The following is a 14039-nucleotide window of genomic DNA, read 5'->3' as shown; positions in this document are numbered from 1 at the left end:
ACAAATTATTTTGTAACAGTTGAAAATACAAGCTTCAGTTGAAAAGCGATCTTTTTTTCAGATTTTAAAAAATAATCAGGAACATTCGTTCTGTTTATGGTATAATAAACAAGACAATGATAGATACACATTACCATCGTTTTTTTATACTGCACAACATTTATGGGAAATTGCTTTTTCGTTAAAACTATGGTATACTATCAAATTGTGAGTAATGAAAGATTGTTACTCCTTGCTCTTTTATGTGAAAAAGAGCCGCATAGACCATGAGGAGGTGAAAGAAAGATGAGAAAGTACGAACTTATGTATATTATCCGCCCAAACGTTGACGATGAAACGAAAAAATCAATCGTAGAACGTTTTGACAATATTTTGTCTTCCAAAGGTGCGGAAATCATCGATTCGAAAGAGTGGGGAAAACGTCGTTTAGCCTACGAAATTAACGACTTCCGCGAAGGAATTTACCACATTGTTCATGTGAAGTCGAATCCGGAAGCTGTTCAAGAATTTGACCGTTTGGCAAAAATCAACGACGATATTCTTCGCCACATTGTTGTAAAAGAAGATGAATAATTTGATGAAAATGAAATTTGAATCATATATGTTTCACGTGGAACACGTGTAAAAAAGGGGTTGATTCTGATGATGAACCGTGTCGTTTTGGTCGGTCGGTTAACAAGGGATCCTGAGCTTCGATATACACCGAATGGAGTAGCGGTTGCTACCTTTACTCTTGCTGTCAATCGAAATTATACGAATCAACAGGGCGAAAGAGAAGCTGACTTTATTAATTGTGTAGTATGGCGGCGCCCGGCTGAAAACGTGGCAAACTACTTAAAAAAAGGTAGTTTAGCTGGCGTTGACGGCCGTTTGCAAACACGAAACTATGAAGCACAAGATGGAAGACGTGTATATGTAACAGAAGTTCTAGCCGAAAGCGTTCAATTTTTAGAGCCACGCAGCGTTACCAATAATCGCGGCGGTGAAAACGGATTTTATAGCGGCCAGAAATCTCAGGATTTTCCGTTTAGCCCAAATCAGAATCAACAAAGAAATGAAAATTATACACGTGTAGATGAAGATCCATTTGCCAACGATGGACAACAAATTGATATTTCCGATGATGATCTTCCATTTTAAGCGAATAAAGAAAAGGAGGGAATCACATGGCTGGACGCAGAGGCGGACGCAGACGCCGGAAAGTGTGCTATTTTACAGCTAACGGCATTACACACATTGACTATAAAGATGTAGATCTTCTGAAAAAGTTCATTTCTGAACGTGGAAAAATTCTTCCGCGCCGTGTAACTGGAACAAGTGCGAAATATCAACGCCAATTAACTCGTGCCATCAAACGAGCACGTCAAATGGCACTTCTGCCATATGTAGCGGAAGATAAATAAGGTTTTCTTAGTAAGCAGCAGGGAATGGAATCCTTGCTGCTTTTGCTTATTTGTAAAATAAGCGCCATCTGTTTAATAGGATGAAATCTGTGTTTCTTCTGCACATTCCATAAAACAGAGCGATTTCAACAGTCTGCCAAGAATATTGAATCATCGTGATATGAAAGCTAAAATGGTAAGTGATGAACTTAAGCAACTTACCATGACATAGAGAGGTGTTTTTGTGAAAAATACGCGAATATTAACGGAAGGAGCGATGATGCTCGCTCTCTATGCAGTCCTGTTACTCATCACTCTTTACATACCGGTACTTTGGATTGCATCAAGCTTTTTTCTTATATTGCCGTTTTTCATATACAGCGCAAAATACCCTGCCAAAAACTCAGTCATGCTCATCATTGCAGCCATTATCATATCTATGATAACGGGAAATATTGTCGCTGTTTCGATTGGGTTTGCCTATGGAACAACAGGTGCGGCGATGGGTTATTTTCTTTATCGAAAAAAAGGGAAGTTCTCTGTTTATATGGCGGGAAGTTTGGTCTTTTTGGCCAATACGATCATTCAATACGTGGTCGCTGTTCTTTTCTTCCATTTTAATTTAATTGATGATTCCATGAAAATGTTGAGAGAATCGTTTGAGCGATCCGTTCATATGATGGATCAACTGGGAGAGCCCGTTCCTGACAAAGCAATGGAGCAATTCGAATTTGGCATGGACTATTTCCGTGCTCTTGTGCCAAGTATATTTGTCGTTTCTTCGTTTGTCATGGTTTTCCTGTTTACAGTCATCCATTTTCCGATTTTGAAAAGATTAGGGGTTGAGGTTCCCTCTTGGAAGCCTATCCGTGAATGGCAAATGCCGAAAAGCGTATTATGGTATTATATCATCGTTTTAATCGCAGCCATTATCTTTGTTCCTGAAAATGGGAGTATGTGGTATATGATTTATATAAATTTGTTATTTATGCTGCAAATCTGTCTCACCATTCAAGGGATCTCGTTTCTTTACTTTTTCGGGAACTTAAAAAATTGGCCGAAAGCGGTCCCAACAGCGCTGACAGTTCTTTCTTTTCTCTTTTTTCCGGTGCTTTATCTTGTCCGGATATTAGGTATAATGGATTTAGGTTTTGATTTAAAACAGCGCCTCCAACAAAAACCATGACTTAGGAGCTGAAGTTATGCTTTCTTATTATAACAGGCGGAACATAAGGTATCCGTTGATCGGATTAATCATTATGTCCATTGCTTTGTTATCTGTGCTAGCGCTATTTTACTGGTGGTTAAGCCTCATTGGGTTTATCATTATAGCTGCTCTATTTTTTCAAATTTTCCGTTCAGAGCGATTGATTTCCCACGAAATTGAAGAGTATATCTCAACGCTTTCTTATCGTGTCAAACGAGTGGGAGAAGAAGCTTTGATGGAAATGCCGATTGGGATCTTGCTTTTTAACGAGGATCTCTACATTGAATGGACAAATCCTTTTTTTGCTTCTTATTTTAAGGAAGAAACGTTAATAGGACGGTCACTTTATGAAGTAGCGGAAGAACTCGTACCGATGATCAAACAGGAATCAAGGGAAGAGATTGTGACTTTACATGACAGGCAGTTTCGGGTGGTGTTTAAGCCGGAAGAACGGCTTATGTATCTGTTTGATGAAACGGACCATCAAGAAATGGTCAGGAAATTTAAAGACGCTAAAACGGTGATTGCAATTATATATTTGGATAATTATGATGATCTTACACAAGGAATGGATGATCAAACTCGAAGCAGCCTAAATAGTATGGTGACTTCTCAATTAAATAAGTGGGCAAAAGAGTTTGGAATTTTTCTGAAGAGAACTTCTACGGAAAGATTTGTTGCCGTTTTCAATGAGGGGATTTTAAAAAAACTTGAAAAAGAAAAATTTTCTGTATTAGATGAAGTACGGGAATTGACTTCTAAGCATAATGTTCCGCTAACTTTGAGTTTTGGAATTGGAACGGGCGCAATGTCTCTGCCGGAACTGGGGACGTTGGCACAATCCAGTTTGGACTTAGCCCTTGGGCGTGGAGGCGACCAAGTTGCCATTAAAGAATCGAGTGGAAAAGTCAAGTTTTACGGTGGAAAAACCAATCCAATGGAAAAAAGGACTAGAGTTCGCGCGCGAGTGATTTCTCACGCGTTAAAGGAATTGATGATTGCCAGCGATAAAGTAATGGTGATGGGCCATAAATATCCGGATATGGACGCTATCGGCGCGGCCATAGGGATAAGCAAAATGGCTCGTATGAATCAGAAGGAAGGCTATGTCGTATTAAATTTTTCTCAAATGGATAAGGGTGTGAAACGGCTGCTGGCGGAAGTGAAGAAAGACCCTGACCTCTATTCGCGCTTTATTACTCCGGATGAGGCGTTGGAAATGGTCACAGAAAAAACGTTGCTGGTAGTAGTGGATACTCATAAGCCTTCGCTCGTGATTGATGAGAAATTATTGAGTAAAATAGAGAAGATAGTGGTAGTCGATCATCATCGCCGAGGGGAGGATTTCGTCCAAAATCCGATGCTCGTCTATATGGAACCATACTCCTCCTCTACTTCAGAGTTGGTAACGGAATTACTAGAGTACCAGCCAAAAGAAGAAAAAATCTCCATGCTGGAGGCGACGGCTCTGCTTGCCGGAATTACGGTGGACACCAAAAGCTTCTCATTGAGAACCGGATCACGGACATTTGATGCAGCTTCCTACTTGAGGGCACAAGGAGCTGATACCGTTCTAGTTCAAAAATTTTTAAAAGAAAATATTGATATGTATATTCAGCGTTCAAAACTAATTGAAACTGTATCCATCCAGCCAAATGGAATTGCGGTTGCCGTGGGAAGCGAAGAAGAGGAATACGATCCCGTTTTGATCGCGCAGGCAGCCGACACGTTGCTTATGATGGACGGCGTGAGAGCCTCCTTTGTCATTGCCAAGCGGAAAGATAACAAAGTGGGAGTCAGCGCCCGTTCTCTTGGTGACGTCAATGTACAGCTAATTATGGAGGAATTGGAAGGCGGAGGACATTTGACCAACGCCGCAACACAACTGGAGGATACGACCATCGAGGAAGTCGAAGTTCGACTTTGGAAAGCTATTCAAAAATATGTAGAAGGGGGAATGGAATCATGAAAGTAATATTCCTTCAAGATGTAAAAGGCAAAGGAAAAAAAGGAGAAATTAAAAATGTGGCCGATGGATACGCCCACAATTTCTTATTCAAAAAGAATTTGGCGATCGAAGCGACGCCAGCCAATTTAAAAGCTTTGGAAGCACAAAAGAAAAAAGAAGCGGAATTGGCAAAGCAAGAACTGGAAAATGCTAAAAAATTAAAAGAAGTTCTTGAAAACACGACGGTGGAATTAAAAGCAAAAGCTGGAGAAGGCGGGCGATTGTTCGGCTCTGTCACAAGCAAACAAATCGCGGAAGAATTAAACAAAACCCATAAAATTAAACTGGATAAACGGAAAATTGAATTGGACGATGCCATTCGTTCATTGGGATATACGAACGTTCCGGTTAAGCTTCATCCCGACGTTACGGCCGTGTTAAAAGTTCATGTTTCAGAAGACAACTAATTTTACCAAACCGTTCGGCTTGTTTTCATGATAAAATAGTTAAAAGAAAAGGGCTGATTCAGAGGGTTAAGATCCCTTTGACAATATATAGATAAACTATATCCATCATCCTTGTCTATATATTGTGAATTTGGAGGGCGAACTCTGTGAGTCGGCCTTCTTTTCATGAGGGACTCTGAATACCTTCTAACCATTTGGGAGTGGTTATGATGAGTGATCTATTGATGGATAGAATTCCACCGCAAAATATAGAAGCGGAACAAGCCGTTTTAGGGGCTATATTTTTAGAACCTTCTGCTTTGATCACCGCGTCGGAGATTTTAAGTCCTACTGATTTTTACCGAAGCGCCAACCAAAAAATTTTCAGTGTGATGCTGAAGTTAAGTGATGAAGGAAAAGCGGTGGATGTGATTACCGTTACAGAAGAATTGGCTGCTTCCAACAATTTGGAGGATGTCGGCGGGGTAGCGTATTTGACGGAACTTGCCGGAAGCGTACCGACAGCCGCCAATATTGAATATTACGCTAAAATTGTTGAAGAAAAATCGTTATTGAGAAGGTTAATTCGAACAGCGACAGAGATTGCCCAAGAAGGCTACACACGAGAAGACGATGTTGACGATCTGTTAAACGATGCGGAAAAAAGAATTATGGAAGTTGCCCAGAGAAAAAATACTTCTGGGTTTCACAATATAAAAGACGTACTCGTCCGGACGTATGACAATATTGAGATGCTTCATAATCGCAAAGGTGATGTAACCGGAATTCCGACTGGATTCGCTGAATTGGATCGGATGACCGCGGGATTCCAGCGCAGCGATTTAATTATTGTCGCCGCCCGTCCATCTGTCGGGAAAACGGCTTTTGCACTCAATATTGCCCAAAATGTCGCTACAAAGACCGATGAAAATGTAGCCATTTTCAGTTTGGAAATGGGGGCTGAGCAGCTCGTCATGCGGATGTTGTGTGCGGAAGGGAATATCAATGCCCAAAACTTGCGGACAGGGACTTTGACGGAAGAAGATTGGCGAAAATTAACGATGGCAATGGGAAGCTTGTCCAATGCCGGCATTTTTATAGACGATACACCGGGCATTCGCATCAACGAAATTAGGGCCAAGTGTCGCCGTTTAAAACAAGAACATGGACTTGGCATGATCGTCATTGATTATTTGCAGCTGATTCAAGGCAGCGGACGCTCTGGAGAAAACCGCCAGCAAGAAGTGTCGGAAATCTCCCGATCGTTAAAAGCGTTGGCAAGAGAATTGGAAGTCCCTGTCATTGCTTTATCTCAGCTGTCTCGTGGAGTGGAACAGCGCCAGGATAAACGGCCGATGATGTCGGATATCCGTGAATCGGGAGCTATAGAGCAAGATGCCGATATTGTAGCTTTTTTGTATCGGGATGATTATTATGATAAAGAATCTGAGAATAAGAACATTATTGAAATCATCATTGCAAAGCAAAGAAACGGTCCTGTTGGCACTGTTCAACTGGCTTTTATAAAAGAATACAATAAATTTGTCAATTTGGAACGGCGGTATGATGAAGCTTCCATTCCGCCGGGAGCATAAGAGAGGCATATCTTCTGAAAAAATGCCTCTCTTTTTTAGGCGGTTAAACAATCCCATGTCGAGATTTGTGAATCATTAGGTATTGAAGGAATAAAACGAAATTAGCCAAAAGGGGCCTTTTCGCTTGCTCTCTATTGTCATCACGGAATTTTTTTGCTCGTGAAAAATGATTTTTACGAACGAAAACAATTTATATAAAAATAAATGTTCGGATTTTGAATTGACTAACAAGAGAAGATATTGGTAAAATAAAAAAGGTGCCAAAACTGAAAAGTTCATCTTCCAAGTGATGGTGGTATCTTGAACATGGAAGTTGTTCAGACCGGGATCTCAAACATGACTTTTGAGTTTTCTGCCGGTTTAAACAATAGAAACGATTAAAGGACCTTGCGGAGGTGCGGAGAATGTCATCAGTAGTTGTGGTTGGAACCCAGTGGGGGGACGAAGGAAAAGGAAAAATAACGGACTTTTTGTCCGAGCATGCTGAAGTGGTTGCTCGCTACCAAGGAGGCAATAATGCCGGTCACACAGTCCGTGTGAATGGAGTGACATATAAACTTCATTTAATTCCCTCAGGGATTTTTTATAAAGAAAAAATATGCGTGATTGGAAACGGTGTGGTGATTGATCCCAAAGCGCTTGTTGAAGAGCTCAATTACTTGCGAGACCACGGTGTATCCACAGAAAATTTGCGTATTAGCGACCGGGCTCATGTGATCCTTCCTTATCATTTGAAGCTGGATGAAGTGGAAGAAGAGCGTAAAGGAGCCAACAAAATCGGTACGACGAAAAAAGGAATTGGCCCTGCTTACATGGATAAGGCGGCGCGAGTCGGCATTCGCATTGCGGATTTGCTGGATAGAGAAATATTTGAAGAAAAGCTTGCCCACAATTTAAAAGAAAAAAATCGTCTATTGGAACGTTTTTATGAAACAGAAGGCTTTAAATTGGAAGACATTTTAGATGAGTATTACGAATACGGACAGCAGATCAAAAAGTATGTGTGTGATACGTCCGTAGTATTAAACGATGCGATTGATGAAGGGCGCCGTGTGCTTTTTGAAGGAGCTCAAGGAGTCATGCTCGATATCGACCAAGGTACATATCCGTTTGTGACATCTTCTAACCCGGTTGCTGGCGGTGTGACTATTGGATCTGGCGTAGGTCCGACTAAAATCAATCATGTTGTCGGTGTGTGCAAAGCCTATACATCCCGTGTTGGAGACGGTCCTTTTCCAACAGAACTGCATGATGAAATAGGCGACCATATTCGTGAAGTTGGCCGCGAGTATGGAACCACAACCGGCCGTCCGCGTCGTGTCGGCTGGTTTGATAGTGTAGTGGTACGTCATGCTCGCCGTGTCAGTGGCATAACGGATTTATCACTGAATTCGATCGATGTGCTGACAGGGTTAAAGACGGTAAAAATTTGCACTGCTTACCGGTATAAAGACCAAATATTGAGCCATTATCCTGCCAATTTGCGCGTGCTGTCAGAATGCGAACCTGTTTATGAAGAATTGCCAGGATGGACAGAAGATATTACCGGTTGTAAAACGTTGGATGAACTTCCGGAAAATGCTCGCCATTATGTGGAACGTATTTCGCAGTTGACCGGTATTCCTCTTTCCCTCTTTTCGGTCGGTCCAGATCGTTCGCAAACAAATGTGGTGCGCAGCGTCTGGTCGCAAAATTAAACAAAAATAGGCTGACTTCTTAAAGATTGGACTCCTCCGAAGTTTACGATATATGGAGATGATCAAAGCAGATTATCGAGTATATTGTGAAGGAGGAGTTCAAACTTTAGATGAGGTCAGCTTTTTTTACATCCCATTCTTTTTTTCGACAAATCTTTTAAAAAGGTGTTGTCTAATTATCAAATGTTGTGTTATTATTAACAACGTCGCCGCTAATCATATCTTGAAAGATCATGCTCCCGGTGCGATTTCAGATACACAGTACAAACACCTATTGAAATTAGTCATTCGAGAGCCGGCGGCAAAGGGATGTTGGCAGCTTGAACAATTCATTGATGAAAAGACAGGACAAGCGGTTCTAGCCGTAATGATTAGATTAGTTCCTTTGTCCAAACTTCTTTATACATTAAGAAGCGTTAACATTTAATAATGAGCCATTAGCTCAGTCGGTAGAGCATCTGACTTTTAATCAGAGGGTCGGAGGTTCGAATCCTCCATGGCTCACCATTTCGGCCCGTTGGTCAAGTGGTTAAGACACCGCCCTTTCACGGCGGTAACACGGGTTCGAATCCCGTACGGGTCACTTGCCAGAAGAAAAAGCTTCTTGCTGCCAACTTCCTTTCATGATGAATATTGGTCCCGTAGTGTAGCGGTTATCACGCCTGCCTGTCACGCAGGAGATCGCGGGTTCGATTCCCGTCGGGACCGCCATTTTCAAAAATTGAACTTTTGCTTTGTTCCGTCAAAATTTGGTGCGGCAACCGTTGAATGAATGCATGGACGAATGAATAAGCAGGTCGAATTTTTTATTGCGGCTTGGTAGCTCAGTCGGTAGAGCAAAGGACTGAAAATCCTTGTGTCGGCGGTTCGATTCCGTCCCAAGCCACTCAAAGAAGCATTGCGATGACATATTGCTCTCGCAGTGCTTCTTTTTTCATATACCGCCGATGTCCATTTGACAACATTCAGAAATGACGAATAGCGTTGATTTTTCTATCAACAGGTCGGATGAAAAGGCATCAAGAAAGTGTTAAAGTAATAAATGACCTGTTCTATTTTACATTGAAATGATTTGATAATATATAAATAGTAGGATTCTCAATAAAAGAGGAGAGTAAGTATGCAAAAGAAAATTCTTGTTGTAGACGATGAAAAACCGATTGCAGATATATTGGAGTTTAATTTAAAAAAAGAAGGTTATGAAGTACATTGTGCTTATGATGGGGAAACAGCCATGCAAATGGTGGAGGATATCCAACCAGATATGATATTGCTTGATATTATGCTTCCGGGACGAGACGGCATAGAAGTTTGCCGGGAAGTGCGGAAAAAATACGAAATGCCGATAATCATGTTGACGGCAAAGGATTCTGAGATTGACAAAGTTCTCGGTTTGGAATTGGGAGCCGATGACTATGTGACAAAACCGTTCAGTACACGGGAATTATTAGCTCGTGTAAAAGCAAATCTGCGTCGCCATCAAAATGTGTCGACACAATCAAATGAAGAAGAGAATAACAGTGAGATTACGATTGGACCATTAGTCATTCATCCTGATGCATATGTCGTTTCAAAACGTGGAGAAACCATTGAATTGACACATCGCGAGTTTGAACTGCTCCATTATTTGGCAAAACATATCGGCCAAGTTATGACCCGAGAGCATTTGCTTCAAACGGTTTGGGGATACGATTATTACGGGGATGTTCGGACAGTAGACGTCACCATCCGACGCTTGCGTGAAAAAATTGAAGATAATCCAAGCCATCCGACATGGATTGTAACACGTCGTGGAGTAGGTTATTATTTGCGTACTCCGGATCAGGAGTAGAATTCGATGAAAAAAGTTGGTTTTTTTCGCTCAATCCGGGTCAAATTTGTTGTGATCTATGTCCTCTTGATTTTGTTTGCCACGCAGGTGATCGGGGTTTATTTTGTCCGTGAACTGGAAACAAAACTTGTCACCAATTTTAAAAACTCATTGAAAGAACGAGTCAACTTACTAGAGTATAATTTGCGCGAAGAAATGCTCAAAGACCGGAATGAAAATTCGGCGACATTAGAAAAAGACATTCGCAAAATTTTGGGGGATTTTGCAGCTTCTGACGTGTCAGAAGTGCGAGTGATTGACAACCACAATCGGATTATCGGGACTTCTGATCCTAACAACCAAGGAATTGTCGGACAAAGAACAACAGAGCTGGCGGTCAAGAGAACGCTTGCTGTCGGTTCGGAAGAAGACAAGATATATTTGGATCAGCAGACCCACAACCGCATTTGGGTGTATACTTCCCCCATTGTCTCCAATAAAGAGGTAATCGGGGCCGTCTATCTGGTTGCCAAAATTGAAAATGTCTTTAAACAAATGAATGAAATTAATCAAATCTTTATATCAGGAACCATCATTGCTTTATTGATAACTGCTTTTCTCGGTATTTTGATTGCCAATACGATTACAAAACCGATTACTGAAATGAGGCGGCAGGCCCTTGCAATGGGAAAAGGGAATTTTTCGAGAAAAGTAAAAGTATATGGCAATGATGAAATCGGTCAGCTAGCGATAACGTTTAATAATATGACAAAACGTTTGCAAGAAGCCCAAGCTTCCACTGAAAGCGAGAGAAGAAAATTATCTTCCGTATTATCTTATATGACAGACGGCGTCATTGCGACCGACAGAAGAGGGCGCGTTATTTTAATCAACAAGCCGGCTACTGAAATGTTGAATGTTTCACGTGAAACAGTAATGTCCGAATCGATTGTCACTCTGCTTCATTTAGAGGGCCAATATGAATTCGAGGACTTGCTGAATATGAAAGATTCCATTAATCTCGATTTCAGCACGAAAGATCGCCCTTATATTTTAAGAGCCAATTTTTCGATTTTACAAAAAGAAACCGGGTTTTTAAACGGACTGATTGTCGTTCTGCATGATATTACAGAACAAGAAGAAATCGAAATGGAACGTAAAGAGTTTGTCGCCAATGTGTCCCATGAACTGAGGACTCCATTAACCACGATGCGAAGCTATTTAGAAGCGCTGGCAGATGGAGCGTGGAAAGATCCGGAAATTGCACCGCGGTTTTTAGAAGTCGCGCAAAATGAAACAGAACGAATGATTCGTCTTGTCAATGATCTTCTTCAGCTTTCCAAAATGGACAACACCGATTTCAAACTGGAAAAAGAAGAATTAGATTTTGTGAAGTTTTTCCATAGAATTATTGATCGTTTTGAAATGACGAAAGAGCAGCATGTCGTTTTTGAAAGAAAACTTCCAAACTATCCGTTATATGTCGAGTTTGATCCGGACAAACTGACTCAAGTTCTGGACAACATTATTTCCAACGCCTTGAAATATTCTCCGGAAGGCGGTCAAATTACTTTCAAGGCGGAAGAAAAGAATCATTATATTGAGGTCAGCATTAAAGACCAAGGAATGGGTATACCGAAAAAGAACTTGGATAAGATTTTTGAGCGTTTTTACCGGGTGGATAAAGCACGTTCTCGTAAAATGGGAGGAACAGGACTGGGACTGGCAATCGCTAAACAGTTGATCACTGCTCATGGCGGAAAAATTTGGGCGACCAGTGTGGAAGGAAAAGGTACGACTATTTATTTGACGTTGCCATATGAACCATCAGAAGAGGAAGATTGGTCATGAAGAAGTACGAAAAAATCAAATCCGTCATTTTAGCAGTGTTGGTGGTTGCCAGCGCGATTTTAACGTGGAACATATGGACGTATCAGCCGGATTATGAGACGATTAACAATCACTATTTATATGAAGTAGAGATCAGCGAAAATCGCGATGCTTCCAGTTTAATTAAACCTGTCAAGATCATCTTCCATAAAGAGGGTGCACATTACGGCACTGTGAATGAGCGAGATATCGATACCATGATGAAGGAATTGATGAAGTGGAAATTTTATGATTTCCGCAATGTATCTCGCTATTTCAACCAGAAGGAACTGCAAAGGCTGGTCAATGGAAACGGCCGAGTGGATATTGAATATTCGGCACAAGTTCCGCTCAAAATGTATCAAAATGTACTGCACTTTGAAGATAAGAAATTGCCCAACGGCACTTTTGATCATATTATTTTGAACGATATGAACACGGCTGGAAGTGAGGCAACGGTCTATTTCGTATCTGTTCATAACAAAGCTGTTTATAAAACCACAATCGCTTCCAGTCAACTGAAAGAATGGAAAAAAATTTATCTAACCAAAGTCAATGACAAGAAGGAATACAGCGCCTATAAGTTTAAAACCGGCACCGTTTACTTGCCGAAAGAAAAAACAACGATGATTCGTTATAAATATATTCCCGATTTTATAGAAACCGAAAAATTTAAAGATGCCCTCTTTAGCGATCCCCATTTTGTGAAAAAGAATGTCAATTCCGAAGGGGAAGAATATACGGATGGTTCGAGTTTGATGAGGGTCAATTACACCAATAATATGATGTTTTATGTCAACCCTGCCCAGGAAGCGGAACTGGGCCATATATCCGATCTGAATGATTTAATGGGGAAAAGCATTCAATTTGTGAATGAACATGGCGGCTGGACAGATAAATATCGTTATTTTGACAGCGACTTGAAGGAGTCAAAGATTGTGTATCGGCTTTTCGTGAATGGGTATCCCGTTTTTAATGAAAATGGAATGGCGGAAATTCAGCAATATTGGGGAAAAGAGAAAATTTATAAATATGAGCGCCCTTACTTTACTCTTAATATTTCGCTGCCATCGGAAACTGTGGAAATCACGTTGCCGTCTGCTCAGGAGGCATTGGATTTTATTTCCAAACAGCCGGATTTTAATCCGGATTTACTGGAGGATATGGAAATTGGATACCAATTAATCCGTAGTCCACAAACCCCTAAAATATTGATCTTGGAGCCGGCTTGGTACTATAAGTACGGCGAGTCATGGTTCCCGCTCACGAATAAAAATTCGGGAGGAGGGAATCAAAGTGGATTGGAGTAAAACGAAAACCATTTTTATTTTTGTTTTTTTCATACTCGATATTTTTTTGCTGACGGTTTTTTTGAACAAACATTCGGCCAGCCAATTTGATATTATCGAAGAATCGTCTATTCAAGACAAACTAAAAAACGATGATATTAAATACGATAAGCTGCCGGGCGAGGTGGGGAAAACTCCTCTGATTACTGCCAAAGCCAAAACATTTACCAAAAAAGAAGTAGCCGGATTGAATAAACAAAAAGCAGCGTTGACGAGCGATCAAACGATGATCGTTTCCCATTTGGATAAATCGATTCCTTTAGATAAAGATTGGAAGGAAAATCTAAAGAAGTTTGTAAAAGAAGAAGTGTTGTATGGAGATCATTATGAATATTGGGGTTACGACAAGGATCAAAACCAAATCATTTTTTCTCAAGTATTCAAAGGAAATAAGCTTTTTAAAAACGGCAGCGGGCAGATATTGTTTGAAGTAAATAACAACAATGAAATTGATTCTTATGAACAGACCATGCTGGAAGAAATCGAAGAAAATAATAAAGAAAGCGTCCTTCCGGCAACGCAAGCAGTCAATAATTTATATAAAAATGGAATGCTGAAGCCGAACAGTACGATTAAAAAAGCCGAACTCGGCTATTATACGTTGGTTCAGCTAACGGAATCTCAAGTTCTTTCCCCTACTTGGCATTTTGCCATCGAACATAGAGGAAAAGTGAACCATCTATTTGTCAACGCTTTTGATGGCTCTATTCAGCAAACAGATAAAGAATGAATTGGG

The 14039-nt window shown here is 40.7% G+C and carries 13 protein-coding genes and 4 tRNA genes; all 17 read left to right on the top strand.

From position 1 onward, the window contains the following. Nucleotides 1-285: 285 nt before the first annotated feature. The 17 genes from rpsF to NST12_RS16185 all read left to right on the top strand — a co-directional run bounded on the left by rpsF (nt 286) and on the right by NST12_RS16185 (nt 14033). Entirely contained in the window at nt 286-573 is a 288-nt protein-coding gene (rpsF, locus tag NST12_RS16265) for a 30S ribosomal protein S6 (RefSeq protein ID WP_048624327.1), read from the top strand. A gap of 69 nt (nt 574-642) precedes the next feature. Then, nucleotides 643-1140, top strand: a complete 498-nt coding sequence (gene ssb / locus NST12_RS16260) for a single-stranded DNA-binding protein (protein WP_048624326.1) — start codon at nt 643-645, stop codon at nt 1138-1140. A 26-nt stretch (nt 1141-1166) separates the two neighbouring features. After that, nucleotides 1167-1403: a 30S ribosomal protein S18 gene (rpsR, locus tag NST12_RS16255; RefSeq protein WP_003353442.1), complete on the top strand. Its 237-nt coding sequence runs from the start codon at nt 1167-1169 to the stop codon at nt 1401-1403. Nucleotides 1404-1626: 223 nt separating this feature from the next. Then, the gene (locus tag NST12_RS16250) at nt 1627-2568 is read left to right on the top strand and encodes a YybS family protein (RefSeq protein ID WP_328203267.1); all 942 of its coding nucleotides are present in this window, start codon (nt 1627-1629) and stop codon (nt 2566-2568) included. Nucleotides 2569-2584: 16 nt separating this feature from the next. Beyond that, nucleotides 2585-4558, top strand: a complete 1974-nt coding sequence (locus NST12_RS16245; RefSeq protein WP_328203270.1) for a DHH family phosphoesterase — start codon at nt 2585-2587, stop codon at nt 4556-4558. Continuing rightward, nucleotides 4555-5004 (top strand): 50S ribosomal protein L9, encoded by a 450-nt coding sequence (gene rplI / locus NST12_RS16240; protein ID WP_003353445.1) that lies wholly within the window; start codon nt 4555-4557, stop codon nt 5002-5004. The genes NST12_RS16245 and rplI overlap by 4 nt, the downstream gene beginning before the upstream one ends. 209 nt (nt 5005-5213) lie before the next feature. Beyond that, nucleotides 5214-6578, top strand: a complete 1365-nt coding sequence (gene dnaB, locus NST12_RS16235; protein WP_003353446.1) for a replicative DNA helicase — start codon at nt 5214-5216, stop codon at nt 6576-6578. 404 nt (nt 6579-6982) lie between these two features. Continuing rightward, nucleotides 6983-8275 carry an adenylosuccinate synthase gene (locus NST12_RS16230; RefSeq protein ID WP_003353447.1) on the top strand — a complete coding sequence of 431 codons (1293 nt, stop codon included), beginning with the start codon at nt 6983-6985 and terminating at the stop codon, nt 8273-8275. Nucleotides 8276-8327: 52 nt separating this feature from the next. Further along, a complete protein-coding gene (locus tag NST12_RS16225; RefSeq protein ID WP_341030438.1) occupies nt 8328-8702 on the top strand; it encodes a hypothetical protein in 375 nt (124 codons plus the stop codon). A 4-nt stretch (nt 8703-8706) separates the two neighbouring features. Continuing rightward, nucleotides 8707-8782, top strand: a tRNA-Lys gene (locus NST12_RS16220). A 4-nt stretch (nt 8783-8786) separates the two neighbouring features. Continuing rightward, a tRNA-Glu gene (locus NST12_RS16215) sits at nt 8787-8858 on the top strand. Nucleotides 8859-8910: 52 nt separating this feature from the next. Then, nucleotides 8911-8986, top strand: a tRNA-Asp gene (locus NST12_RS16210). 102 nt (nt 8987-9088) lie between these two features. Continuing rightward, nucleotides 9089-9161, top strand: a tRNA-Phe gene (locus tag NST12_RS16205). Nucleotides 9162-9395: 234 nt separating this feature from the next. Next, complete coding sequence (gene yycF, locus NST12_RS16200) at nt 9396-10106, top strand: response regulator YycF (protein ID WP_003353449.1); 711 nt, start codon at nt 9396-9398, stop codon at nt 10104-10106. Nucleotides 10107-10112: 6 nt separating this feature from the next. Further along, the gene (gene walK, locus NST12_RS16195; protein ID WP_048624322.1) at nt 10113-11936 is read left to right on the top strand and encodes a cell wall metabolism sensor histidine kinase WalK; all 1824 of its coding nucleotides are present in this window, start codon (nt 10113-10115) and stop codon (nt 11934-11936) included. Then, nucleotides 11933-13264, top strand: coding sequence for a YycH family regulatory protein (locus NST12_RS16190; protein ID WP_048624321.1), 1332 nt, complete (start codon nt 11933-11935; stop codon nt 13262-13264). Before walK ends, NST12_RS16190 begins: the two co-directional genes overlap by 4 nt. After that, nucleotides 13251-14033, top strand: a complete 783-nt coding sequence (locus tag NST12_RS16185; protein WP_048624320.1) for a two-component system regulatory protein YycI — start codon at nt 13251-13253, stop codon at nt 14031-14033. Before NST12_RS16190 ends, NST12_RS16185 begins: the two co-directional genes overlap by 14 nt. Nucleotides 14034-14039: the final 6 nt, after the last annotated feature.

This window comes from Bacillus sp. FSL W8-1127 (assembly GCF_038006725.1).
Lineage (GTDB): Bacteria > Bacillota > Bacilli > Bacillales > DSM-4216 > Bacillus_O > Bacillus_O smithii.
Note: the sequence above shows the minus strand (reverse complement) of the source record. Positions and strands in the feature narration are given on the sequence as shown.